General features: G+C 60.0%; 20 protein-coding genes and 2 tRNA genes. 7 read left to right on the top strand and 15 right to left on the bottom strand.

Features of this window, described 5'->3' with window-relative positions:
* Positions 1 to 511: 511 nt before the first annotated feature.
* The 3 genes from NZ585_06345 to NZ585_06335 all read right to left on the bottom strand — a co-directional run bounded on the left by NZ585_06345 (position 512) and on the right by NZ585_06335 (position 3029).
* Positions 512 to 1783, bottom strand: a complete 1272-nt coding sequence (locus NZ585_06345) for an MFS transporter (protein ID MCS7079653.1) — start codon at positions 1781 to 1783, stop codon at positions 512 to 514.
* A gap of 342 nt (positions 1784 to 2125) precedes the next feature.
* On the bottom strand, positions 2126 to 2350 hold the full coding sequence (locus NZ585_06340; protein MCS7079652.1) for a hypothetical protein: 225 nt from the start codon (positions 2348 to 2350) through the stop codon (positions 2126 to 2128).
* 118 nt (positions 2351 to 2468) lie between these two features.
* A complete protein-coding gene (locus tag NZ585_06335) occupies positions 2469 to 3029 on the bottom strand; it encodes a hypothetical protein (GenBank protein ID MCS7079651.1) in 561 nt (186 codons plus the stop codon).
* Between the two features lie 110 nt (positions 3030 to 3139).
* On the opposite strand from NZ585_06335, the gene ubiE reads away from it, so the two are divergent.
* Positions 3140 to 3868: a bifunctional demethylmenaquinone methyltransferase/2-methoxy-6-polyprenyl-1,4-benzoquinol methylase UbiE gene (ubiE, locus tag NZ585_06330; GenBank protein MCS7079650.1), complete on the top strand. Its 729-nt coding sequence runs from the start codon at positions 3140 to 3142 to the stop codon at positions 3866 to 3868.
* A gap of 12 nt (positions 3869 to 3880) precedes the next feature.
* Here ubiE and NZ585_06325 read toward each other — a convergent pair whose 3' ends face one another.
* A complete protein-coding gene (locus NZ585_06325; protein MCS7079649.1) occupies positions 3881 to 4543 on the bottom strand; it encodes a DJ-1/PfpI family protein in 663 nt (220 codons plus the stop codon).
* Positions 4544 to 4656: 113 nt separating this feature from the next.
* Between NZ585_06325 and NZ585_06320 the strand changes: the two genes are divergently transcribed.
* Positions 4657 to 6447, top strand: a complete 1791-nt coding sequence (locus tag NZ585_06320; protein ID MCS7079648.1) for an amino acid permease — start codon at positions 4657 to 4659, stop codon at positions 6445 to 6447.
* A 364-nt stretch (positions 6448 to 6811) separates the two neighbouring features.
* Here the strand turns inward: NZ585_06320 and NZ585_06315 are convergent, their stop codons facing one another.
* From NZ585_06315 to NZ585_06290, 6 genes are all read right to left on the bottom strand, one after another.
* On the bottom strand, positions 6812 to 7669 hold the full coding sequence (locus tag NZ585_06315) for a hypothetical protein (protein MCS7079647.1): 858 nt from the start codon (positions 7667 to 7669) through the stop codon (positions 6812 to 6814).
* Positions 7670 to 7951: 282 nt separating this feature from the next.
* Entirely contained in the window at positions 7952 to 8392 is a 441-nt protein-coding gene (gene dtd / locus NZ585_06310; protein MCS7079646.1) for a D-aminoacyl-tRNA deacylase, read from the bottom strand.
* A gap of 24 nt (positions 8393 to 8416) precedes the next feature.
* Positions 8417 to 9007: an LEA type 2 family protein gene (locus NZ585_06305; protein MCS7079645.1), complete on the bottom strand. Its 591-nt coding sequence runs from the start codon at positions 9005 to 9007 to the stop codon at positions 8417 to 8419.
* Positions 9008 to 9080: 73 nt separating this feature from the next.
* The gene (locus tag NZ585_06300) at positions 9081 to 9974 is read right to left on the bottom strand and encodes a thymidylate kinase (GenBank protein MCS7079644.1); all 894 of its coding nucleotides are present in this window, start codon (positions 9972 to 9974) and stop codon (positions 9081 to 9083) included.
* A 4-nt stretch (positions 9975 to 9978) separates the two neighbouring features.
* Positions 9979 to 10719 carry a thymidylate kinase gene (locus tag NZ585_06295; GenBank protein MCS7079643.1) on the bottom strand — a complete coding sequence of 247 codons (741 nt, stop codon included), beginning with the start codon at positions 10717 to 10719 and terminating at the stop codon, positions 9979 to 9981.
* 63 nt (positions 10720 to 10782) lie between these two features.
* Positions 10783 to 11700 (bottom strand): serine acetyltransferase, encoded by a 918-nt coding sequence (locus NZ585_06290; GenBank protein ID MCS7079642.1) that lies wholly within the window; start codon positions 11698 to 11700, stop codon positions 10783 to 10785.
* Positions 11701 to 11881: 181 nt separating this feature from the next.
* Here NZ585_06290 and hppD point away from each other — a divergent pair, with 181 nt between their 5' ends.
* The gene (gene hppD, locus NZ585_06285; protein ID MCS7079641.1) at positions 11882 to 12997 is read left to right on the top strand and encodes a 4-hydroxyphenylpyruvate dioxygenase; all 1116 of its coding nucleotides are present in this window, start codon (positions 11882 to 11884) and stop codon (positions 12995 to 12997) included.
* 150 nt (positions 12998 to 13147) lie between these two features.
* Here the strand turns inward: hppD and NZ585_06280 are convergent.
* The 3 genes from NZ585_06280 to NZ585_06270 all read right to left on the bottom strand — a co-directional run bounded on the left by NZ585_06280 (position 13148) and on the right by NZ585_06270 (position 16131).
* Positions 13148 to 13222 (bottom strand) — tRNA-Asn (locus NZ585_06280).
* A gap of 52 nt (positions 13223 to 13274) precedes the next feature.
* On the bottom strand, positions 13275 to 14333 hold the full coding sequence (gene ruvB, locus NZ585_06275; protein ID MCS7079640.1) for a Holliday junction branch migration DNA helicase RuvB: 1059 nt from the start codon (positions 14331 to 14333) through the stop codon (positions 13275 to 13277).
* Positions 14334 to 14400: 67 nt separating this feature from the next.
* Entirely contained in the window at positions 14401 to 16131 is a 1731-nt protein-coding gene (locus tag NZ585_06270; GenBank protein ID MCS7079639.1) for a S41 family peptidase, read from the bottom strand.
* Between the two features lie 205 nt (positions 16132 to 16336).
* Between NZ585_06270 and miaB the strand changes: the two genes are divergently transcribed.
* From miaB to NZ585_06250, 4 genes are read left to right on the top strand one after another with little or no spacing between them, the layout of a single operon-like run.
* Positions 16337 to 17680, top strand: coding sequence for a tRNA (N6-isopentenyl adenosine(37)-C2)-methylthiotransferase MiaB (gene miaB / locus NZ585_06265; protein MCS7079638.1), 1344 nt, complete (start codon positions 16337 to 16339; stop codon positions 17678 to 17680).
* A 41-nt stretch (positions 17681 to 17721) separates the two neighbouring features.
* Positions 17722 to 18240, top strand: a complete 519-nt coding sequence (locus NZ585_06260) for a hypothetical protein (GenBank protein MCS7079637.1) — start codon at positions 17722 to 17724, stop codon at positions 18238 to 18240.
* Positions 18237 to 20162, top strand: a complete 1926-nt coding sequence (locus NZ585_06255; protein MCS7079636.1) for a tetratricopeptide repeat protein — start codon at positions 18237 to 18239, stop codon at positions 20160 to 20162. The genes NZ585_06260 and NZ585_06255 overlap by 4 nt, the downstream gene beginning before the upstream one ends.
* Positions 20159 to 22084 carry a hypothetical protein gene (locus NZ585_06250; GenBank protein MCS7079635.1) on the top strand — a complete coding sequence of 642 codons (1926 nt, stop codon included), beginning with the start codon at positions 20159 to 20161 and terminating at the stop codon, positions 22082 to 22084. The genes NZ585_06255 and NZ585_06250 overlap by 4 nt, the downstream gene beginning before the upstream one ends.
* A gap of 55 nt (positions 22085 to 22139) precedes the next feature.
* Here NZ585_06250 and NZ585_06245 read toward each other — a convergent pair.
* Both NZ585_06245 and NZ585_06240 read right to left on the bottom strand, forming a co-directional pair.
* Positions 22140 to 22216 (bottom strand) — tRNA-Met (locus NZ585_06245).
* 88 nt (positions 22217 to 22304) lie between these two features.
* Positions 22305 to 22895, bottom strand: coding sequence for a shikimate kinase (locus tag NZ585_06240; GenBank protein MCS7079634.1), 591 nt, complete (start codon positions 22893 to 22895; stop codon positions 22305 to 22307).
* Positions 22896 to 23139: the final 244 nt, after the last annotated feature.

Genomic DNA, 23139 nt, shown 5'->3' with positions numbered 1-23139 from the left:
AACACACTTACCCGCAGTCGGCTGTTTAGGCACGTCGGGAACATGGGTCAGCTGGCGTTTTTGATTGGGCGCTCCAGAAACTGACGTGGTGTCACAATGTCTATCCCCTGAAACGGATGCAAAATCAGTAGGTCTTCATCGCCGGCCACAAGGTAAGTTGCGTTACCGTCAATTCGAGAAATTTGTTGTCTTTGGGATCATGAAAGGCCGCTATCCGCTCCATAATTTCCACAAGAAGATTATCCCTGACAAAAGCATTCAGAAACTCTATACGCTCTGCTCCGGGTCGCCTACCTTTCAAAGTCCTTGCACCGCAAGACATTATTCAACTCTTCAGGCATCGCACGTGAGATGAGCAATTTTGCCGACCCTAGTTCCAAGCCAGCAGCCCGGATGTACTTACAGAGGAAAGTCTGCCCAATTCATACAATCTGACTGCCGCCAAGAAGCGCGGATTCTCATTTCCTCACAATCTTTGGCGATGCAGACAAAACCGCCGCCGGTTCGTATTTTATGTAGCTTCCACGAAGTCAAGCGCCTTGCCGTGAGATTCTTCAAGAAGCGCCAACGCGAGGTAGGCTAGCATTGTACAGCCAATTCCTACGACCAAGGCGCTGTAGAGCAACCCAAGCGCTGTGTGGTGCGTAAGCCACTGCAACGCCAGCGTCAGCGGTACAACCGACGCACGGACGAAGTTCGGCGCACTCGTGGCGACCGTGGCGCGCAGGTTCGTCCCGAACTGCTCGGCGGCGATGGTGATGAACACCGCCCAGTAGCCGGCCGCGACGCCCAGCGCAAAGCAGAGCGCGTAAAAATACGTCGGCGACGCCCCGCGCGAGGCGACATAGACAAACGTCAGCGCCAGCGTGAGCGTTTGGAAAGCGAACACCACTCGCTTCCGGCTCTGAAAATACTGACTCAATAACCCGCTGGCCAAATCCCCGACAACCAACCCGGCGTAGGCGTACTTGATGGCGTCGCCGGCCGTAATACCCGGAATCCCCAACTCCTGCGACAGTTCGGGCGACAGCGTAATCAAAATCCCGATGGCGAACCACAGCGGGACGCCAATCAAAATCGAGCAAAAGAAGCGCCGGAAACGGTCGGCGTTGGTAAACAAGGCGAAGAAGTTGCCGCGCGACACTTCCTGCTGTTCAAGCGCGTGGAACATCTTGGATTCGAGCAGCGTGGCGCGCATCGCCAGCAGAAGAAAACCAAGCAAGCCGCCGGTCATGTAGGCGACCTGCCACGAGAAGTACTTGCCGACCGTCGCGGCGACCACCGCCCCCGAAACGCCGACGCCGGCGACAATCGCCGTACCGTAGCCGCGCAATTCCTTCGGCAGGCTTTCGCTCACGAGCGTCACCGCCGCGCCCAACTCGCCGGCCAGCCCGACGCCCGCCAAAAATCGCAGAACGACGTAAAGCTGAAAGGGCGTCACGCCGCCCGGCAGCCAGCCCGCCAGCTCGATGATAAAAGCGTTGGCGAAGTTGGCGACCGAGTAGAGCAAAATCGAGCCAAACAACACCGAGCGCCGCCCGCGCTTGTCGCCCAGCACCCCCCACAGCACGCCGCCGATGAGCAGCCCGACCATCTGGACATCGAGTAGGAGAATACCGTCGTCAAGAAGCTGTTGCCCGCTAAGGCCGAGCGCCTGTAAGCTCGGTACGCGAACAATGCCGAACAGCAGCAAGTCGTAAATGTCCACGAAGTAGCCCAGCGCCGAAATGATGACCGTCGCCGAACAAAGCGGCGCAAAGCGTTCGGGAAGGAGAGGGCGCATAAAAACCGTGAGTCCTTTGACGTTTAAGATTGGCATCCGCCAAGCATAGCCGAATCAACATGAAACGACTTGAGCTTCTAAGGCGGCGGCGCAAAACCGCAAGGCGTCAGGAGGTTTTCAAGGAAGATGTTCGATGACGGCGAACAGGCTGTCCACATCGCTGACGTTTTGACGACTCTCTTCGCTATTTGCCGTCGCGCTTGTTTTCAACAGCCTCGCTGCGCCGTTCGCTCACTGTGCGCGGACAACCATCATGCCGCGTCCATCGGGGGCGTCGCGCCGCATACTCCCGTGTCCGCTCCGCCACCGACACCCGCCACTCCCGTGGTCAACGATGACCAACTACTCTACTGCTTGCTTCCCTAAGCTTGCCAAGTCAGCATTCAAGGCTCGAAACTCTCCCGCTACCTGTGCCGCCACTGCCGCAAACCAAAGCCAGCCCTCGTCCTGCAGCGAATCTATTTCATCAAAAAGCAATGCCAGCGGTGTGGGCACTGCTGCGCCCACGTCGTCACCGCCGCCAACATCCTTTTGCCCTGAGGGAATGGTCAAATCCGGCGCCGGCATCCGCGCCCGGCAAGCGTTCCACTGGCGACAGCCTGTGGGGATTGTCCGGCTGACACGGCCCAGCAGCGTTGAAGTAGCGCCTCGCCTTGGCTTAGAGGTGTTAGGCAAGCATCCTTACTCAAGAGCGAATCTGAAATCGCCCGCCGCCGGTTGAGCGCGGCGGCGTCACGCGCTTGACGACAAAGGTGTAGGTTGGCTTTTCACCGGGAACGGGCAGTTGTGACTGGTCACAGGGGAACAGGTTAGGGTTGGCATAAAACCAATCCGCCGCTTTGTAGTTGGCGATACTGTGCGGATCAATCAGTTGGGGATCGAACTGAAACAGTCGCGCCAACTTGACGACAAACGACGCCAGACCTTCGCGGAAGTCCCATTGACCAATGCAGATTTTCCCGTCAGGCCACACATGCGGGTGAAAGATAGGCGTCATGCCATGCATCATCACAGTCGGCTTCTCAAAAGGATGATTCGGCGACAAAAGGATGCGAATCTGATGCTCGTCGCGGGTCATGGTTGGGCTGATATAACTACGCACCCGAAGCGTGACAACGTAGTCCGTGGCCGGGAAGTCATTGTTGTACCAGTGGATGTATTCGCCCCGAATGGTGCGCATTTCTTCGTAGTCGGCCGCAAGTCGCGCGCGGCGAACGTCGTCGGGCGTCGCCATGACAGTCGTCATCCTCCGTTTCCCCAGCGTTGTTTGGCCAGTAAAGTACCGCCGATTGTAGCCCGGATCAGAACCGGCGAAAAACACCGTCGTCTCCCCCAGTCGGCGCAACCGTCAGCGTTATGGAAAATCCTCTTGCCTTTCAGGGTGCGGAAAAAGCCCGGCGCATTCAGGCGATGTTCGCCGGTATTGCGCCCACCTATGACCAGCTCAACCGCTGGTTGTCGCTCAACATTGATCAACACTGGCGCCGCGCCGCCGTCCGGGAGGCAGCGGAGGCGTTGCGCCGTCCGGGCGCTATAGCACTCGACATCTGCTGTGGGACTGCCGACCTCGCCATCGAGCTGGGACGCCTTGCGCCGACCATCGGCGTGGATTTCTGCCGGCCAATGCTCGTCCGGGGGCTGGAAAAGGTCCGCCGAAGCGGGCGTCCGGTACGCCTGCTGGCGGGCGATGCCCTGGCGCTGCCGTTCGCGGATGCAAGCTTCGACGTGGCGACAGTGGCGTTCGGCATCCGCAACGTTGTAGACCTCGACGGCGCGCTGGCGGAAATGCACCGTGTCCTCAAACCGGGCGGCAAGGCGGTGATCTTAGAGTTCTCGCATCCGGTCGTACCGGGTCTTAAGCAACTGTTCGGGTTTTACTTCACACGGATTCTACCTGCGATTGGGAACGCCGTGTCGCGGTCGGGCTATGCCTACTCGTACTTACCGGCTTCGGTGCAACATTTCCCCGACCAAGCGACACTGGCGGCGCACATGACGCGGGCTGGTTTCCGCGACGTACGGTGGCGCAACCTGTCGGGCGGCATTGCGGCGCTTCACACCGGCGTGAAGGCGGAAGCGAACTGATCTGACGGCGACTTACCCCGAAGCGCGCTGCTGAAGCCACGCCCGCGCCCGCGCCACAATGCTTGGGTCGGCGGTTTCAGGCGTGCCGGCCGTAAACGGCGGCGCCGGCGCGTACTCAACAAAAAGCTGCATGAGTTCGGCCGTCGCCTGGTCACATTCAAGGGCGGCGAGCATGAGCGCCGCGTCAATACCAGCCGAGACGCCCGCCGCCGTGATGAGCTTGCCCTGCCGCGTCACGCGCGCCCGACTGGGGGCAACGCCGAACTGCAACAATGTCTCGCGCGCCGACCAATGCGTCGCCGCTTCGCCGCCTGTTAGGATACCGGCCGCCGCCAGAATCAGCGACCCAGTACATACGCTCAATGTCCAGCGAGTTGTCGCGTGGATGCGGCGTAGCCAGTCCAGCGCCTCCAGGTTGTTCATTTGAGCCGGCGCATTGCCGCCCGGCACAAGCAGAATGTCAGCCTGTGTGATCTCCTCACAACACACATCCGCTTGAAGCCGCAGGAAGCCCGAATCCACTGTTATTGGACCGCGCTGTTGAGCGACAAAATGAACGACCGCGCCGGGCAAGCCGCGCAAAATCTCATATGGACCGATGGCGTCAAGCGCCGTCAGGCCGGGATAGAGGTACACCACAATGATGCGCGATAGCTCTGAGGTTTGACTGGGCATAGCACACTTTCAACTGCGTGGGGCGCGGTAAAAGCCGAGTTTGACAGCCGTCGGCGGCAAACCATAGCATCGCACCGCTTTCCAAAGACATTCTTGATCCGCTTTTCTGGAACATGTCCTTGCTTACCCGTCTGTTCCGCAAGAAGTCGGTCGCCCAGATTCAGGCTGACGCGGCGTCCGGTCTCGATGACCACAACGCGCCCGGCGCCCTGGCCAAAGAACTCACGACATTTGATCTGACGGCGCTTGGCATCGCCGCCATTATTGGCGCAGGGATTTTTTCCACCGTCGGCAACGCCGCCTACAGCGGCGGTCCGGCGGTGTCGCTGCTGTTCATTTTTACGGCCGTCGCCTGCGGCTTCGCCGCGCTGTGCTACGCCGAGTTCGCCTCGATGATTCCTGTGGCCGGTTCGGCGTACACTTACGCCTACGCCAGTTTCGGCGAACTCATCGCTTGGATTATTGGCTGGGACCTCATTCTTGAGTACGCCATCGGCAACATCGCGGTCGCTATTTCGTGGAGCGAGTACTTCTCAAACCTGCTTACCGGGTGGGGCTTCCCGATCCCAGTGTACTTTCGGATGGATTTCCTCACCGCTAAACGCGGTTTCGACGCTGTGACAGAGCTGCTCAGGCAGGGTCAAACCCTTGAACAAATCCGGGCGCTGGATGGTTTCGCCACCCAAGTCGCTGGCTACGAAGCATGGCTTACCGCGCCACGTTTGGGGACGCTGCCAGTGGTGTGCAATCTGCCGGCGTTGGGCATTGTGGCGCTCATTACCCTGCTGGTCTATGTCGGCATCCGCGAGTCCAAGCAGGTGTCAAACGCCATGGTCGTCTTCAAAGTCGCTGTCGTGCTGTTCGTGATTATTGTCGGCGCGTTCTACGTCAAGCCGGAGAACTGGTCGCCCTTTGCGCCGAATGGTGTCGCTGGAGTGCTCAACGGCGTCGCAGCGGTTTTTTTCGCCTACATCGGCTTTGACGCCGTCTCGACGACCGCCGAGGAATGCCGCAACGCGCAACACGACCTACCACGCGGCATTATTTACTCGCTCATCATCTGTACGGCGCTGTATGTGCTGGTGTCACTGGTGCTGACCGGCATCGTGCCTTACACAAAGCTGCAAGTCGCCGACCCCATGGCGTTTGTCTTTGGCAAGGAGGGCGCAAATTTGCCGCTCATTGAGCGCATTGTCGCTGTCAGCGCCGTTGTCGCCACCACGACCGTTCTGCTGGTCTTTCAGATTGGCCAACCGCGCATTTGGATGGCGATGTCGCGGGATGGGCTGCTACCGAAAGTCTTTGCGCGTGTCCACCCGCGCTTCAAAACGCCGAGCTTCGCCACGATTGTGGCCGGCCTTGTCGTGGCAATTCCATCGCTGTTTATGAATCTGACCGAAGTGACCGATCTGACCAGCATCGGGACGCTCTTCGCGTTTGTCCTCGTCTGCGGCGGCGTTCTTGTACTGGAGCGAACCGCGCCAACGGCCGAGCGGAAGTTTCGCGTGCCTTACATCAACGCAAAGTACATTGTCCCGGCCGGCGTGATGGCGGCGGCGCTGATCTTTGCGCTGTATCCGCCGGCGACCGCCGTGGCGCGCGACTTCCTGACTGTGACGCCGGCGGCGGGGGAAAGTTGGCTAGGCGCCGTTTCCCACAAAATCCCTTTCGCGGTTTTCGCGTTGGGAACGCTGGCGCTGGCAGTGCTCTGTTTCCTGAAGAACCTTTCGCTCATACCCGTGCTGGGGCTGCTGCTGTGTGGCTACCTAATGACAGAGTTGGGTGTTGTCAACTGGTTACGGTTTCTTAGCTGGTTGACGGTCGGGTTGCTCATCTATTTCGGCTATGGCTTCCGGCACAGCCGCCTTGAAGTCGAAACCGGTGCGTCCTCCGAGCCGGCTTAGTGCTATACCGACGGCAAGCAACTTGTGCGCTGGCTGCCGCGCGCCGCTTTCGTCCGGCGGCAAGCCCGGCGCTTCGCGCTTCCAAGGCGACGCCCTGCCACAGCAGCAGGCGGCGCAAGAAGGCAGACACTTAAAGACGCTCAAGATATTGAGGCGGGCTCACGTCGGAATGTCAATGCACTTGACGTGATCGGCGCACGAAACAGCGAAAGCCGCTCTGTCAGAGCCTGCGCTTGCCAAACAAGTCAGAACTTGCGCCTGCCGGACAAGAATAAGCCGACTTCCCGCTTTGGAGCGGCGTTTCACGCAAGCGGCATCTCTTCGTTCATTTCGCGCTTCCCGAAGAGCGCCCTGGCTGGTTTGATCACTCGTATTGCTCGCGGCGGCCAGGTGACGACGGACGGAAAGACTCCGGGTAGTTGGCGCTCTCAATGAGATTCAGACCAGATAGCGCCGGAGCGGACTCCTCCAGAATTTGTTTTGTAATCTCAATGTTGGCGAGCAGTTCATCGAAATCCAAATCGGCCGCGCCAGTTCCATCGAGCGCCGTCATGGTCACAATGTGATCGTTGATCAGACTAAACCGATTCTCAATCGCCTGAAGCTGCGCTTCAACCCGCCGCACACTGCGTTCAATCTCGTCAAACGCCTTGAGTCGTCGCCGAAGTACATCAAGGTTGTGCTCGAGCAAGGGCCGCGTCATTGGGTCAGCCGTAGTAAGTTGCTGCTCCACCTGAGCAATCTGGTTTTGAATCGTCGTTCGATTGACCGAGCGTAGGTGCGTTTTGCGCCGCCGGTACACGTCGAGCAGGTCAACAAATTGCTCCCACATGGTGTCAAGACACTGAATGGACTCCGGCAGCTTTTCCAACTTGGTGAACTTTAGGTAGTTTTCGTAAATCTTGTTTTTCTGAAAGCGCAAATACTCAACCATTTCGCGGTCGCGCGGCTCAAACGTGCGAATCAACTCCTCACGCTGCCGCCGACGGAGCATCTGTCGCTGCCGCGCCGCCCGCCGCTCAACCAAACGACGATAGGCGGTCATCGCTGGCACAACCGTCAGATAGGCGATCTCCAGCGCAGCTCCGGCTACCAGCGGCATCCAGTCCTGCGTGTACGCCGCCGCCGACAAAAACAGCACCATCGTCCAAATGTTGTACGGCTCGCCAGCCGCTTCCTTGATGTAGTTGGTTCTCGACGTGGAGGAAGTCAACCCATTCATAACCTTGAACTCAGGCGCAGCCGGCGACATTCCTGATGCAGGGCAACCAAGTGTCGCACCATCGAACCGGCATTTCAAGGCGTTCTCACAGCGCACGAACTCCTAAGATATGGCTTCCTGCTTAAACGCCGCCGTTGCAAAACGGTCAAGAAGCCTTCTCCGAAGCGCCTCGGCGGTTGGCGACCACAGGCGGTTTCTCGCATAAGCAAGCTGAAAGGCTCGTCAGGGGTGGCAACTTCAGGGGTGGCAAACTTCGCCTCCAGAGAGGCGACGCGACGACGCCTACGGACGCTCCAAGATAAGCGTCACTGGGCCGTCATTGTGGATTTCAACCCGCATCACTGCTCCAAACACCCCGGTCTCAACCGGGACGCCCAACAACCGCAGCGCATCGGCGTAGCGCATCACCAGCGGCGCAGCAACAGCCGGCGGCGCGGCGTCCGTAAACGATGGCCGCCGCCCTTTACGGGCATCGCCGTAGAGCGTAAACTGCGACACCACCAACGCTCCGCCGCCAATCTCTAGCAGCGAGCGGTTCATCTTTCCGGCGTCATCCTCGAAAATTCGCAGGTTGGCTGTTTTCTCCGCCAACCAGTCGGCGTCGGCTTCAGTGTCGCCGTGCGTCACGCCGACCAGTACGCATAGGCCGCGCCCACAACGTCCGACCACTTCTCCGGCGACCGCCACCGAAGCCTGTGCCACACGCTGAACAACCAGTCGCATACGCCCCCCAACGCCGCCGCGCCGTCATTTGGCTGATGCGTCACGGCGGAGCACCCCAAGTCCAATGGGCGTCATCCGAACCACAATCTCACGCAGCGACATCTCGCCCTTGAGTTTGGCCTGAATCCGGCGCTTGAAAAGCAAGAGCACGCCCACGTCAAACTCCACGTCAATCACATACCGCAGCCGCACGCCTTCCCCCAAACCCGACGCCAGCAGCGTGTTCAACCCCAGTTGGGGTACGGTGGAAAGGTCGCCCGTGATAGGGAATACCACATCCAACGCGCCTTTCTTCGGTAAAACCAGTTTTTCCGGTCGGCGCCCGCGTCCGCACTCGACACCGTTAAGTGTTAGGCGATACGTCAGGTCGGTGAGCTTCAGTTCACGGTTTGGATTGTGGATAGTAACAGTGGCGCGAAAGTCGGCGTCGGGGTAGTCCACGCGCTCGACGCGCAGGCCCTTGAGCGTCAGCGTCGGCTCACGGAATCCCTTAGGAAGCTTACCCTCATCCTGTCCGCCCGCTCGAACGCCGACTCCGCTGACTGACAACAGGACCGCCGCGCCCCCGCGCATCCCCACCCAAGTCAAAAATCGCCGCCGAGATCCAACCTGCATCCCGTCCCCCATTTCTAGCCATTACCGGTTGAATAAAGGCGCAGCACTTGGCAGGTCGCCGCTTGCCTTCGCTTCACGCCTTTTCAGCGGCGGCGGTTTTGGCGGCTCGACGTTTAGTTTTCGTCGCTCTGGCGCCAACACCATCGGACGCCGCAGCCAAGACAGGCGTCAGCGTTTCCCGCTGACCTGCGAGAACATCGGCCTGTGTAGTTTCAGTAACAGTTCCGGCCGGCGGCCGGCTGGGAAAGGTCACAGCACGTAGCGCGTCCGCCGTCAGGGTCGCCTTTGGCAGCACCTTCCGAATCTTGCGCTGCAGAACGCGGAATACCTTGTTGACCGTCTGCGTCGCGTCCACGATGTCGAACCCGTACTGCTGCGCCAGTTGGTCAAACGTCGCCAACAACCGGGTTTGATACTGCACAAAGCAGTCATACATATCGTCGCCTGGCAGAAAGTCCATTCCCGACTCCCAGTAGTCAAAGCCGGTGCTGGTTAGGACGCGCGGAATCAGATGCGGCAGGTCAATCTTGAGGTAAAACACGGCGTCCGGCTTGAGCGCAAAGCCATAGACGCTCTGGATCCAGTCGGCGGAAGCGCCGCGTACAATCGCCCGCGCCATTAGCGAATACACATACCGGTCGGTTAGCACGATAAAGCCCGCCCGCAGCGCCGGAATCATTTGGTTTTCCAGCCGGTCGGCTAAATCCGTCGCGTAGAACAAATCCATCGTCTTTGCGCCGAGGGTATGCCCTTCCTTGGCTTTCTTGAGGCCGCGCCCGGCCAGCATTGAGCGCGTCAGTCCCGTATCCAACACTGCAAACCCTGACGCTTCCAGCCAGTTCTTGAGTAGAGCGATTTGCGTGGAACGCCCAACGCCGTCTGTGCCTTCCAAGACGATGAGGCGGCCGGGCAAATTGGTTTCTCGAAAACCGGGTAGTCCGGCCCCAAAAAACTGAACCTTGGTCATGCTGTTACTCCATTGCTCCAACGCCGCCGCCGACAACAGCGGACAGATAGCGACGGCGGCGCGCACGGAACTGCGGATCGCGCAGCACATCCTTCAAATGCGGCTTGACAAGGCTGCGTACAATCTGCTGCTGCTCAGGGATGGGTAGCGTCGCGTCAATGACCGTCAGGTTGTACTCCTCCACCAAGCGCTCGTACTCCTCCAAAATCTTACCCTGAAAAATCCGAAATGATTCATACGGGTCTTCTGACCAACCCATGTCTAAGCCGGCCTCATAGTACTTCAGCTCCGGCCGTCCAGTGAGAATCCGGTCTAGCGCCGTCTCTAGTGGGACACGAAAGTAGAAACCAATCGTCGGCGGCACGGCGAAGTCATAGACCTTGCGCACCCAGTTGCGGTCATTGCCGCGCACGGCGTCGCGGGCAAACGCCGTGTACACGTAGCGATCGGCTAGGACAATCGCACCGGCCTTGAGCGGCGGGATGATGTCGCGCTCTGTCCGGTCGGCGAAATCAGTGGCATGAATCAAACTGAAGGTTGTCGGCGATAGCGCATGGGTCTCTTTGCCGAGCTTGGTTGTTTTCTTGACTAGCGGCGACGAGTTCCACGCACTGAAAAAGACGCAGTACCCTTCTGACACCAGCCATTTGTGCAACAGGTCAAGTTGGGTGCTTTTGCCGGAACCATCAATACCTTCAACGATGAACAGTTTTCCGGGGAAACCTGTGGGGCGTCCAGCCTGCATGCCGTGCTCCGTGTTTTGTTCGGCCGCCGTTGCGGCGCGCTCAAACCAAAAGTTCAAACAACATTACGTGGCGCGGGCGGCGCCGGCGCGCGTGACGATGCGAATCTGTGGCTCCTCAATCACCACCTTGCTGTACGGCTCGACGGAACGGGTCAGCCACACGTTGCCGCCGATGACGCTGCCCCGCCCAATCACCGTCTCGCCGCCTAGAATCGTCGCGCCGGCGTAGATCACCACATCGTCCTCAATCGTCGGATGACGTTTCACGTGCCGCACGAGCAACCCGTCGGCGTCTTTGGGAAACGACAGCGCACCGAGTGTAACGCCTTGGTAGAGCTTCACATTGTCGCCGATAACTGTTGTTTCGCCAATCACGACACCCGTGCCATGGTCAATGAAGAATCGGCGGCCGATGCGTGCGCCGGGATGAATGTCAATGCCGGTCTGTCCATGGATGTACTCCGCCATAATGCGGGGAATGAGCGGCACGCCCCGCGTGAATAAATCGTGCGCGATACGATGTACCAGAATCGCCTGAATGCACGGATAGCTCAAAATCACTTCGTCGTGGTCATGGGCCGCCGGATCACCCATATAGGCGGCGTCCACATCTTCGGCCAGCCACTCGCGGAATACTGGCAGTCGGTCAAGCAGGTCCCAAACAATCGCCTCGGCTTCCGCCCGACACTCGGCGCACTCGGCGCAGGCCGCCTGCGGCAGTTGCCGGTCGTGACATAACGCCAACGTAATTTGCTTTGGCAACTCTGTGGCAATGTCTTCAAGTAACTCCTGCACCCGCTCTGGAGTCGCCGCCCGCGTCACGGCGCCGTAATAACCCGGAAAGAGCAACTCACGAAAGTTCAGCAGGGTTTTAATGATGGCGTCACGCGACGGCAGCGCTCCGCGATCGTGACGAAGCGCCGATGACGCGGCATAGGACTGCATCATCGCTTGGGCGGCTTGGGTCAGGCGTGGATGCATAGCGCGCGCAACAACTCTGGACAAAAACGGTTACACTACCGACCAGTAAGCGGAATCTAAACCAGAACGTCTTCGACGTGAAATGTTTCTCCGCACTGAAAGCCCGCTTGCGCAGCGCGGATAGCCGGGCGACAATCCAATCGTTGGCTTTTTCACATTCATCCACGGGGTATTATTGCCTATGTCTGCGCCTAGAGAAGCGATTCAGGAACGCGCGCCGCTCGCTGTGGTCGATTTCGACCACGTTGAGTTTTACGTTGGCAACGCCAAGCAGGCGGCGCACTTTTACCGCACGGCGTTCGGTTTTGACATTGTGGGCTATCGCGGCCCGGAAACTGGTGTGCGTGACCAGGTCTCCTATGCGCTCCGGCATGGAACGATTCACCTCATCATCACCGGCGCGCTCACCCCCGACCACCCTGTTACCGAGCATGTCCGTCGGCATGGTGACGGCGTATACGCCGTCGCGTTTCGCACGCCCGACGCCAAAGGCGACTTTGAACAGGCTGTTGCGCGCGGTGCGAAAGCGTTGCGTGCGCCTGTCACATTGAGCGACGCTCACGGTACGGTTCAAGTCGCCGAAATCGCCGCCTACGGCGACACCATTCACCGATTTGTCACCCGCGAGCATTATACCGGCGCATTCCTTCCCGGCTTTGAGCCGCGCGTCATCAAAGCCGCCCAGACGGGCTTTCTGCATCGGATTGATCACGTCGTCGCCAACGTTGGTTGGCACGAAATGGAGACGTGGGTGAAGTTCTACGAAGACATTTTCGGCTTCTTCCAGTTCCGGCACTTCGACGAAAAGGACATTTCAACGGAATACACGGCGTTGCGTTCGAAGGTGATGGCGAGTCCGAGTCTAGCTATCAAACTGCCGATTAATGAACCGGCTGAAGGCAAAAAGCGGTCGCAGATTGAGGAGTATGTGGATTTTTATGGCTCGCCGGGTGTTCAGCACATCGCCATCGCCACATCGGACATTGTGCGGGCCGTGGCTCAACTGCGCGCTAACGGCGTCGAGTTTCAGAGCGTACCACCCGGCTACTACGACGCCGTAACGGCGCGGGTCGGGGAAATCGAGGAGGACCTCGCTGCGCTCCGCGACCTCAACATTCTGGTTGACCGTGACGACCAAGGCTATCTGCTGCAAATTTTCACCAAGCCGCTTCAGGATCGGCCGACAGTGTTCTTTGAAATCATTCAGCGCAAAGGCAGCGAGAGCTTTGGCAAGGGCAACTTTAAGGCGCTGTTTGAGGCAATTGAACAGGATCAGGCGGCGCGCGGCACCCTATAGGGTCGCAGGCGCGCCATCCATCGCGCCATCCATATGGAACAGAGCGTGCTAGCAGTGGGCGCTCGCCGCTGGCTGGAAAGCGTGCTGGAAGCGCGCCAAAGCCAAGAGGCGCAGGCTGTATGGCCTGCGCCTTGCCGAAATCAAAATCAATGGCTCCTCAGGTAGGATTCGAACCTACAACCCTTCGGTTAACAGCCGAATGCTCTACCATTGAGCTACTGAGGAATAGAGAACCGGTCTTGTACCGACCTTGGGGCGAATTGTCAATGGTTTTTCTTCATGGGTCGCCGAAGAGGGTGGTCGGCGCAGGGTCAGCCTTTCGGCGCGGCGCAACGCCTAGATGCGCGCAGGCTGCACTTGTCGCTATCCGCCCGCGCGGCGTCCGGTTGAGAAAACCAATCTGGAGCAAATACGGCTCGTAGATTTCCTCAATCGCGTCCTTCTCTTCGTTGACGGCCGCCGCAATCGTCCCCAGACCGACTGGGCCACCGTCAAACTTCTCAATGATTGTCAGCAGCAGCTTCCGATCCACTTCGTCAAGGCCGAATTTGTCCACCTCCAACCGGTCAAGCGCCTCGGCGGCGACGGCGGCTGTGATACGTCCGTCGTAGATGACCTCGGCAATGTCACGGACGCGACGTAGCAGCCGGTTGGCGATGCGCGGCGTCCCACGCGCGCGCCGGGCGATTTCAGCCGCCCCTTCCTCATCAATCGGCGTGTTCAGAATCCGCGCCGAGCGCATCACAATCTGCCGCAAGTGTTCCGGCGTGTAGAAATCGAGATGGAGGTTGATCCCGAAGCGTCCCCGCAGCGGCGCTGTAATTAGCCCGGCCCGCGTCGTCGCGCCGATGAGTGTAAAACGCGGTAGGTCAAGTTTGATGGAACGCGCCGACGGCCCCTGCCCAATGACGATGTCCAGCTGAAAGTCCTCCATCGCTGGGTAGAGGATTTCTTCAATGGCCGGCGGCAAACGATGTATCTCGTCAATGAATAGTATGTCGCCTTCCTGAAGGCTCGTCAGAATCGCCGCCAAATCACCCGCCTTCTCAATCACTGGGCCGGTAGTGGACTTGATTTCAACACCCATTTCGTTGGCGACAATCATCGCCAGGGTCGTTTTGCCCAATCCCGGCGGACCGCACAGCAGCAGATGATCCAGCGGTTCGCCGCGCCGCCGCGCCGCCTGCATGAACACGCCGAGGTTGTCCGTTGCGCGCGTCTGACCAACATAGTCACGCAGCAGACGCGGACGCAATGCCGCCTCAAGGTTGCGTTCGTCGCCGTCTGGGTCACCTGTGACCAGTCGCCGCGCGGCGGTGTTGTCCGCATCCCGCATGGTTGGGTGTGGCGCCGGAGAAGGGGAGACGGCCCAGAGGCCGCTCCACCGCAAGGTTTTTTCGTCGCTAGTTCTTGAAGCTGTTTGTCGGCCGCGCCGCCGGGGCGGTCAACCGGCGGACGTTTTCCGCCAAAGCGCGTGCCTGCGGCACTTCGGCGATGGCGCGCTTGACAATGGCTTCTTCCCGAATGATGACTTCCTGTGCTGTATCAAAGCCATAAGCCGCCGTCAACACTTCGCGGCGCAATTGCCGGCGCAAAAAGGCGTCCTGTCCGACCAAAGCGTTTGGCGTCAAACCAAACTCTTGAAGCCGTTCCTGCGCAAACCCTTTGAACGCGGCCAGCAGCTTGTCCGTCACTGGGTAGTCGGTGTCCTGAAGCGTGTGATTGAAATCTACGTCAGGGGGGACGCGATACTCCTTCAGCCCTTCCACCTGCCCGTTGACCAGGAGACGACTGAAGAGAAAAGCCAAACTCGTAAGCTGTCCCTGCGCCAGCGTATACGTCTCGCCCTTGACTTCGACATCGGGCGTAATGCCCAGCCCGCCGTACACTGTCCGTTTGCCGTCGGTGAGGTATTTCGTCAGCCCATCCTTGCCGGCGGCGTCCGTGCGCGAGCGTCGCCGCTGATAGTCGTAAAGCGAAACATTGTCGTAGCGGCGCTGAATCAGCCGCCCCGCCGGCGTGTAGTACTTCGCCGAGGTCAGCGTCAGTCCGTAGCCGTCCGGCAAGCGGTAGGGCGTCTGCACCAACCCCTTGCCAAAGGTCGTTTCGCCTACTAGCAGAGCGCGGTCGTGGTCCTGCAGCGCGCCGGCGAGAATTTCCGCCGCACTGGCGCTCCCGCCGTTGATCAACACAATCAGGGGAATGTCTTCGGGGTTGGAGTTGTTGGCCGTCAGGGTGTTTTCGTATGTCGTGCCGCGCGGCGTCCGGCCGCGAATGCTGACGATCTTCTGTCCCCGCTGGAGGAACAACTCGGCAATCGCGCGCGCTGCGTCCACCAGTCCGCCGGGGTTGTCACGCTGGTCGAGAATGATCGCCGTGGCGCCGCGCGCTTTGAGTTGGCGCACCGCCGCCGCGACTTCTTCCCCGCTTGCCTGCGCAAAACCGCGCCGAAATGCTAGGTAGCCAACTTCCGGCGTCAGCATAAACACGTTCGACACCGACGGCTGTCCGACGGAATCACGGACGATACGTACTGTGATGGGCGACGGCTCGCCCGGCCGGCTGACGGTGACGGTGACGGCTGTACTGCGTAGGCCACGCAACCGCGACCGCACTTTTGACACATCCCACCCTTCGGTTGACTCTCCATCAATGGCGATGATTTCGTCACCGTAGCGCAGCCCGGCGCGGTAGGCGGGCGTGTTGGCGATTGGCGACCAGATGTAGACCTTGCTGCCGTGCTGCGCAATCAGCGCACCGATGCCGGAGTAATTCGCCTGCTGCTGGCTGCGAAACTCATTGAATTCCTCCCGGGTGAAGAAGTTGGAGTGCGGGTCAAGAGTCCGCAGCATGCCGGTCGCGGCGGCGTCGCAGAGGCGTTCGTGGTCAATGGGACCAGCGTAGTGTTCTTCCACGAGCGTCAACGCCTCAATGTACGCCGTTGTGACCGCCTTACCCTTCCAGGCATCGCCGTTTACCGTTTCCGGCCCCAGACCGAACTCTACTTCCTGAGCATGGACAACGCCACGGCAGGCGTCACTCATCGGCGCCGGGACGCCGGCAAGACAAAGTAGGGCAACCAAACTGAAGACGCCAAAAGCCAAGGACGACGAGGTGCGCGTAGGGAACTTCATAATCTGATACCAACATGGTGAGTTAGGAAACGTCAGGGAGCACGGCTCGGAAGCAGGTCGCCAAGTGGGACAAGTCGCCACATTCTTGGACGTTGGCGGGTTGGGGTCAAGGCCCGTGTGGGACGGCGCGTTACCGAACGGATTGAAAAGCTGTTCGCGCACGTTATAGTCACACTTTATTCACCGTAAGGCAGGTCGGTCGCTTATGCAGGCATGCGTCATCACTCTTGGTTGTCAGATGAATGAATACGACACCCACGCTATCCAGTCGCAACTGGCCGGGATTGGGTATTCGTTCGTGGACAACATTCATGACGCCGATTTGGTTTTGCTCAATACCTGTGCGGTGCGGGGCAAGCCTGTCGAGAAAGCCCGCTCTATCTTGGGCGTACTCCGCAAGGAAAAAAAGCGTCGTCCCGTCACGGTCGGGTTGATGGGCTGTCTGGCGCAATTGCCTGAAGGCCAAGCTATGGGCGCAAAGTTTGGCGTGGACTTCATGCTTGGCCCCGGCGCATTGACCGATCTCATTCCGGCCCTGCAGCAGAAGGGATTCAAGAGCTTTGCGTTCAAGGACGACCTGCGCGATTACGCCCCTCCACCGCCGAAGGGGGCGCTCGCGGCGCACGTGGCGATTACGCGCGGTTGCAATCACAAGTGCACTTACTGCATCGTTCCGACGACGCGGGGGCCGGAAGTCTCGCGGCCGGCGGCTGACATCTTGCGCGAAGTTGAAGCGCTGCGGGACGCCGGCGTGGTGGAAGTCAATCTACTGGGGCAGAACGTCAACAGCTACGGACTTGAACCGGGGCTGGGGCCACACCGCAAGCTGCTGCCGGGCTTTCCTTCGTTCGCCGAACTGCTACGGATGGTTGGCCAAGTGGGCATTCCGCGTGTCCGCTTCCTGACGAGCCACCCTATCAACTTCACCGACGACATCATCGCAGCGATTGCGGAAACGCCGGCCGTGTGCCGATACATCCATCTACCGGTGCAGGCCGGTTCAAACCGCACTTTGCGCCGGATGGCGCGCGAGTACACACGCGAGTACTACCTTGAGCGCATCGCGGCGATTCGGTCGCAACTGCCGGACGCCACACTCTCAACGGACATCATCTGTGGTTTTCCGGGCGAAACGGAGGAAGACTTCGAGGAAACTCTGACGCTATACGACGCCGTGCAGTTTGACATGGCGTTTATGTTCGTTTACTCCGAACGCGAGGGGACGCCGGCGGCAAGGCACTTTGACGACATTCCCTATGCAACCAAGGTCGCCCGGCTCATGCGGCTCATCGAGCGGCAAAAGTACTGGAGCTTGCGGAACTACCAGCGGTGGGTTGGGCGGACGGTGGAGGTCCTTGTCAAAGGGCCGGCGCACGAAGCAGGCCTCATGCAGGGTCATACTCGCGGCAACCATACGGTAGTGGTATCGCGGGCAACCGCGCCAAAGCCGGGGCTGTACACCGTACGGATTGCCCACGCAACGCCGCATATGCTCTACGCAGAAGGCGTGGCGTTGCCGGAAGGTCACCCCGCCGCTGCGGCCGCCTGAGCGCTGGATGCGTCCACCGAACGGAAACAGCGTGTGAAACGATGACGGAAGACGAACTCGCTGAGTTGTACGCAGACATTACGCAGACGCTCGGCGACCAAACGTTGCCGAAGTTGTACGAGACATCGGTGCTGAGCCAGCGGACACGGCGGTACAACCTGTTCAGCACGCCTTGTTTACGGCGTCCTGTCGTCAGGATTCAGCACACTTTACTCGGCATTGAGTTAAAGGTTGGACGACGACGACTGAGCTGCCCGGATGTAGCGACGGCGCGTTACTTGGCGGTGTTTGCGCAGTTGGGGGTGGCGGCGGTGGCGGTACCCTATGACATTTCCCAGCTTCCGCGTATCGCCGACGAACTAGAAACCGCTTGGCGGCGGTTTCTGGTCACAGTTGAGCATCGGCTTCAGCCCTACGGCGCCCGGACGCGCGGTTGGGCGCGCAACCGTTTGCTTGACCGTGTGCAACAGGCGATTGAGGCGCTCGGCGCTGGCGCGGCGCGTCCAACGTTTGCACAAACCACCCGCCAACGTCCGCCGTCGGAGCTGGTTCGCAAATGATGACTCCACACACGTCGGCTCAAGGACAGGGGATCGGCTTGCAGCGACCGCGCGCTTCATCACTGACGGCGACGATGCTGGCCGGACTTGCCGTGGTGGTGTATGCGAATACGCTCGCCAACGACTTCGCTTATGACGACATCCCCATCATCGTCAACAACCCGGCCGTTCACGAAGCGGACTGGCGGGCGATTTGGCTGCATGGTTACTGGAGCCATATCACCGGCGGCGGCGGCAACTACCGTCCGCTGACGGTGACAACTTTCGCCTTGGACTATTGGCTGTGGGGACTGCGTCCGTTTGGATACCACCTGACAAATGTGTTGCTGCACGCCGCCAACGTCGCTTGGCTTTTTTATTTGCTGCGACGTTACCGCGTTGGAGCCGAGATCGCCGGGCTGACGGGGTTGCTCTTTGCCGTCCACCCGGTACACACGGAAGCCGTCGCCAATGTCGTCGGGCGAGCCGAGTTGCTGGGGATGTTCTTCGGCTGCCTCATGTGGTGGGCATGGCTGAAAGGCGCTTCGGAGAGCGGCGCGGTCGTTTGGTGTTGGCGAGCCGGCGCCGCCACAGCGTATCTTGCGGCGGTGCTGTCGAAGGAAAACATGATTGTTCTGCCGGCGGCGCTGTTGATTGCCGAATGCTTGGCCAAGCGTCCGTATCAAAGTTGGCGTCGGAGCGGGTGGACGTTCCTCCTTTTCACACTCGCGCTCGGACTGTATTTCCGGCTGCGCTCACTGGCGGGCGAAGGCCTCACACAGGCGGTTGAAGTCGGGCAGACGCCGTTGGCGGATAGAAGTTTTTGGGAACGCGCCATCATCATGGCGGGCGTCGGCGTGACTTGGTACCGGCTGGCGCTCGTCGGCTACCCGCTGCAAATCCATTACGGCATCCGCGAATTCAACCTGACGCCCGTGTTGCACTGGCGTGTTGCGGCGGGGCTGGCCGTCACGGTCGGACTCATTGGGTTGGCGATCGCCTGCCGAAGGCGTGCGCCGCTGGTCACCTTTGCCGTGGCTTTCTGGTTCATCACGCTGGCGATTACGAGCAACATACTGCTGCCGATTGGCGCGTTGCTGGCGGAACGCTGGCTGTACTTGCCCTCCGCGGCCGCTTCGCTTGGGATCGCCACAGGAGTGTTTTGGTGCGCCCGCAAAGGCGGCGTCCTCCGCGTGGTTGCTCCGGCAGGGGTATTCGTCCTGCTTGTGTTCTATGTGGTTGCAACCGTCCAACGGAACCGCGATTGGCGGAACAATGTTACGTTGTTTGAGAGTTTGGTCGCTGTCGCGCCAAACAATCCTTCAGGCTACATGATGCTGGGTCACGAACTGATGGAGGCCGACCCACAGCGGGCGCGGGTGCTGCAGGAAGCGGCGTTGCGGCTCGATCCTGAGTTTTTATCGCCGCAGGGGAGCCTGGCCGAACTTGATCTGCGCGAAGGTCGGGCGGCGGCGGCCTGCGAACGTTTCGCACATTTATTGGCGCAGGAGCCGAAAAATCTTCCGATCCCGACCGGCGAATGGGCCGATTGGCACGCCTTATACGCTAAAGCGCTCGCGCTGACCGGCGACCTGCCGGCGGCGTTGGAACAGTCCAAGATTGCGTTGCGCCAGTCGCCGGAGTCGGAAATCGTCTTGTTCGAGACCAGCCAGGTGTTTTTGCAAGCCGGCCACATTGAAGCCGCGCTGGATGGATTTCGACGGCTGACGGTTCACGACCGTGATCACGTTCGCGCCTACGGAAATTTGGCGACGGTGCTCATAGACTTAGGGCGCTACGCCGAGGCTGAGGAGGTACTGTTGCAAGGCTTGCGGCTGGCCCCGAACGCCCCGCCCTTGGAAGAGCGTCTCGCCTTTGTACGCCGGCAACGCGCCGTTTCCAGCCCAACGCCGTCGTCAACGTCTCTGGGTGCATTACCGTGAACGTCGCCGACACGCCGCGCCGACTTGGGTTCGCTGTCGCCCTCCTGACGGCGCTGGTGTACGCCAACACGCTGGTGAATGGGTTCACTTTTGACGACATCAGCATTGTTCAGACCAACCCGTACATCACCGACTGGCGGCGCATCCCTTGGCTGTTTACCAAGGGCTACTGGAGCCACAAAACCGGCGGCGGCGGCAACTACCGCCCCCTGAGCCTTGTGACCTTCACGCTGGAATACGCGGCGTGGGGATTGTGGGCAGCTGGGTATCATCTCACCAACACCCTCCTCCACACGGCGAACGTCATCTTGTTGTTTCACTTGCTGCGCTGTTACCGGGCGACCCCCGGTGTCGCAGGCGTCACAGCGCTCGTCTTCGCCGTTCACCCTATCCATACCGAAGCGGTCGCCAATGTTGTCGGACGCAGCGAACTTTTGGGCCTGACCTTTGGCGGGCTGATGTGGTGGGCCTGGATCAAGTCGCGGCGGGTCAAACAGACCTTCGTCTGGCGAGCGGCTGCCGCAGCAGCCTACTTGGCGGCGCTGCTCTCGAAGGAAAACATGGTTGTTTTGCCGGCCGCCCTGTGGCTTGCGGAAGCCATTCGCACACGACGACAGCGTCAAAGGTATGGAGACCGGGCGGCGCAGTACCGTCATCTGTGGCGGCTGACCGCGCCGTTCTGGGTGTTTGCGGCGGCGCTGGCGCCGTACTTTTGGTTGCGTGCGTCGGCCGGTGAAGGCGTTGCGCAGACTTCGGGTGTTGGGATTGTCCCGCTTGCCGGCTACACCGTCGGACAGCGCGCTCTCATCATGCTTGAGGTCGGGCTTGTTTGGTATCGCCTGCTCTTTATCGGGTACCCGTTACGCCCGTGGTATGACGAAACAAACATCTCCGTCACATTGGATTGGAATCAGCCCAAAATGTTAGGGCTGCTCATAACCGGCGGTCTCATCGTCGCCGCTTGGCTTTGTCGGCGACGTGCTCCGCTGGTCGCCTTTGCCGTCGGTTTCTGGTTCATCACCTTGACCGTCGTCAGCAATGTTCCAATCCCGCTCGGAGCGCTCATCGGCGAGCGGTGGCTTTATGTCCCATCCGTAGGGTACGCCGTTGCCGTGGGCTACGGGGTTTGGTTGCTTTGGAAGCAGACGCCCCGGCTGGAGGCAGCCTGCCTCAGAGCAGGTCGGCGTCTACGGGCGGAGGTTGTGCGGCTGTGTTTGGGCGTCTGCTTGGTCGCCGTGGTTGGGAGTTATACCTATCGCACGGTTCAACGGAATCTCGACTGGCGGGACAACTACACCCTGTTCAGCCGGTTCATTGAGACTGACCCACGGCATCCGCTTGGCTACGTCAACGTCGGCGATGCGATCGTGCGCTCCCAGCCGGCGCAGGCGCGGGTGTTTTACGAGAAGGCGCTCCAGCTTGAGCCACGCTCCATTTCAGCGAACATCATGCTGACGACGCTCGACATTGACGCTGGGGCGTTTGCGACGGCTCAGGAACGTCTGGCGCGCATGCTGACCAAAGAGCCGCCCGGTCTGCCCCTGCCGTCCAATGAGTGGGGCTTGATTCATGCCCTCTATGCCCAAGCTCTGGCGGGGCTAGGCGAAACAGAACAAGCTCGCCGAGAAGCGCAAACGGCGCTGCGTTATGCGCCGGACGCCCCACAATCGCTGCTGGCAACCGGGGAGGCTTTGGTTATGGCCGGAGAGCGCGCCGCGGCTATTGAAGTGTACCGCCGGCTGACCACGTTGTTGCCGAAGGCCGGCAGGCCGCGTGCGCGGCTTGGCGTCTTGCTGCTTGAGGCCGGGGACGCCACCGCCGCCGAACGGGAGTTGACCATCGCCGCTCAGCTGTTGCCCGATTCACCGTTGGTCAAAAATTGGTTGGAGAAGGCACGGCACCAAGCCGCCGCACGACCTTAGTCATCGGCCTGCAAAAAACGAAAGCCCCGAAAAAGCATTTTCGGGGCTTTAGATGTGGATGCGGGGACGGGATTTGAACCCGTGACCTTTGGGTTATGAGCCCAACGAGCTACCGGACTGCTCCACCCCGCGATAAGCAACCGCCTGCGTACGACCCAGTTGTTGTCGTACGACCAAGGCAGTCCCAACTTATACCGGAGGAATGGCGGTGTTTGTCAAGTCATGGGCGCAGGTTTTGCCACGCAGCCAGAGCTTGCGCAATGGCCGCCGCTGCCTGATCCGGCGTCCTGTCACCAACCGGCAGGTGAATGTCGGCGTGCGCGTAGTCCGCCCGACGTCTCCAGTAACGCCACTCTGCGTCGGCTTGAGAGGTCCACAATGGACGGCCGCCGTCCCGCATGATACGGGCCGCTAGGACCTCAAAGGGCACATCCAGCCAAACACTGCACCCATTCCGACGGACACAGTCGCGGTTCGCCTCTACTGTAAAGGTGCCGCCGCCAAGCGCAACAACCTTCCATGGCGTCGGGTCATTCGCCAACGCTGCACAGAGTTGAACGAGCGCCGCCTGCTCACGCCGCCGAAAACCAGCTTCCCCTTCCAAACGGAATAGGTCGGGAATCGTCCGGCCCGCCGCGCGCTCGATATACTCGTCAAGGTCAACAAAACTCCCCTGCAACAGCGTCGCCAGCCGTCGCCCAACGGTGGTTTTGCCGCAGCCCATGAAACCGACGAGAAAAACGACGCCGCCAGACGGAACAGCGTCCAATCCCAGCCCTAGCGCCGTACCCATCCTGGCAGCGGATGTCATTTGGGACAGGCTTTGTTCCATGAGCGTCGCGCCGGATTTGGACGACAAAACTTCAAGGAAATCTTGTCGCTAGCTACAGTCAAAAGTAACATCCCCGCCGAGGTCATTGGCAAGGCATGTCCGCTTTCCAACGCTGCGGTCGTGACAAGGTTCCCCAAAACATCGCCATAGGTCTTTGGGTTCGATTCGTTTCCGCACGGCGCGACTTCGTTCGTCAGCCGGCGCAAGGTTGTCTGCAGTAAGC

This window comes from Chloracidobacterium sp. (genome assembly GCA_025057975.1).
In the GTDB taxonomy this organism is placed as follows: domain Bacteria; phylum Acidobacteriota; class Blastocatellia; order Chloracidobacteriales; family Chloracidobacteriaceae; genus Chloracidobacterium.
Note: the sequence above shows the minus strand (reverse complement) of the source record. Positions and strands in the feature narration are given on the sequence as shown.

Excerpts from the sequence above, each read along its gene's own strand:
- ruvB (MCS7079640.1), bottom strand. The coding sequence starts at position 14,333 with ATGCGGGATGCGGACAACACCGCCGCGCGGCGACTGGTCACAGGTGAC.
- NZ585_06305 (MCS7079645.1), bottom strand. The coding sequence starts at position 9,007 with ATGCAGGTTGGATCTCGGCGGCGATTTTTGACTTGGGTGGGGATGCGC.
- NZ585_06270 (MCS7079639.1), bottom strand. The coding sequence starts at position 16,131 with ATGAAGTTCCCTACGCGCACCTCGTCGTCCTTGGCTTTTGGCGTCTTC.
- miaB (MCS7079638.1), top strand. The coding sequence starts at position 16,337 with ATGCAGGCATGCGTCATCACTCTTGGTTGTCAGATGAATGAATACGAC.
- NZ585_06335 (MCS7079651.1), bottom strand. The coding sequence starts at position 3,029 with ATGACGACTGTCATGGCGACGCCCGACGACGTTCGCCGCGCGCGACTT.
- NZ585_06320 (MCS7079648.1), top strand. The coding sequence starts at position 4,657 with ATGTCCTTGCTTACCCGTCTGTTCCGCAAGAAGTCGGTCGCCCAGATT.
- NZ585_06295 (MCS7079643.1), bottom strand. The coding sequence starts at position 10,719 with ATGCAGGCTGGACGCCCCACAGGTTTCCCCGGAAAACTGTTCATCGTT.
- NZ585_06255 (MCS7079636.1), top strand. The coding sequence starts at position 18,237 with ATGATGACTCCACACACGTCGGCTCAAGGACAGGGGATCGGCTTGCAG.
- NZ585_06345 (MCS7079653.1), bottom strand. The coding sequence starts at position 1,783 with ATGCGCCCTCTCCTTCCCGAACGCTTTGCGCCGCTTTGTTCGGCGACG.
- dtd (MCS7079646.1), bottom strand. The coding sequence starts at position 8,392 with ATGCGACTGGTTGTTCAGCGTGTGGCACAGGCTTCGGTGGCGGTCGCC.
- NZ585_06300 (MCS7079644.1), bottom strand. The coding sequence starts at position 9,974 with ATGACCAAGGTTCAGTTTTTTGGGGCCGGACTACCCGGTTTTCGAGAA.
- NZ585_06260 (MCS7079637.1), top strand. The coding sequence starts at position 17,722 with ATGACGGAAGACGAACTCGCTGAGTTGTACGCAGACATTACGCAGACG.
- NZ585_06290 (MCS7079642.1), bottom strand. The coding sequence starts at position 11,700 with ATGCATCCACGCCTGACCCAAGCCGCCCAAGCGATGATGCAGTCCTAT.
- hppD (MCS7079641.1), top strand. The coding sequence starts at position 11,882 with ATGTCTGCGCCTAGAGAAGCGATTCAGGAACGCGCGCCGCTCGCTGTG.
- NZ585_06340 (MCS7079652.1), bottom strand. The coding sequence starts at position 2,350 with ATGCCGGCGCCGGATTTGACCATTCCCTCAGGGCAAAAGGATGTTGGC.
- ubiE (MCS7079650.1), top strand. The coding sequence starts at position 3,140 with ATGGAAAATCCTCTTGCCTTTCAGGGTGCGGAAAAAGCCCGGCGCATT.
- NZ585_06325 (MCS7079649.1), bottom strand. The coding sequence starts at position 4,543 with ATGCCCAGTCAAACCTCAGAGCTATCGCGCATCATTGTGGTGTACCTC.
- NZ585_06315 (MCS7079647.1), bottom strand. The coding sequence starts at position 7,669 with ATGAATGGGTTGACTTCCTCCACGTCGAGAACCAACTACATCAAGGAA.
- NZ585_06240 (MCS7079634.1), bottom strand. The coding sequence starts at position 22,895 with ATGACATCCGCTGCCAGGATGGGTACGGCGCTAGGGCTGGGATTGGAC.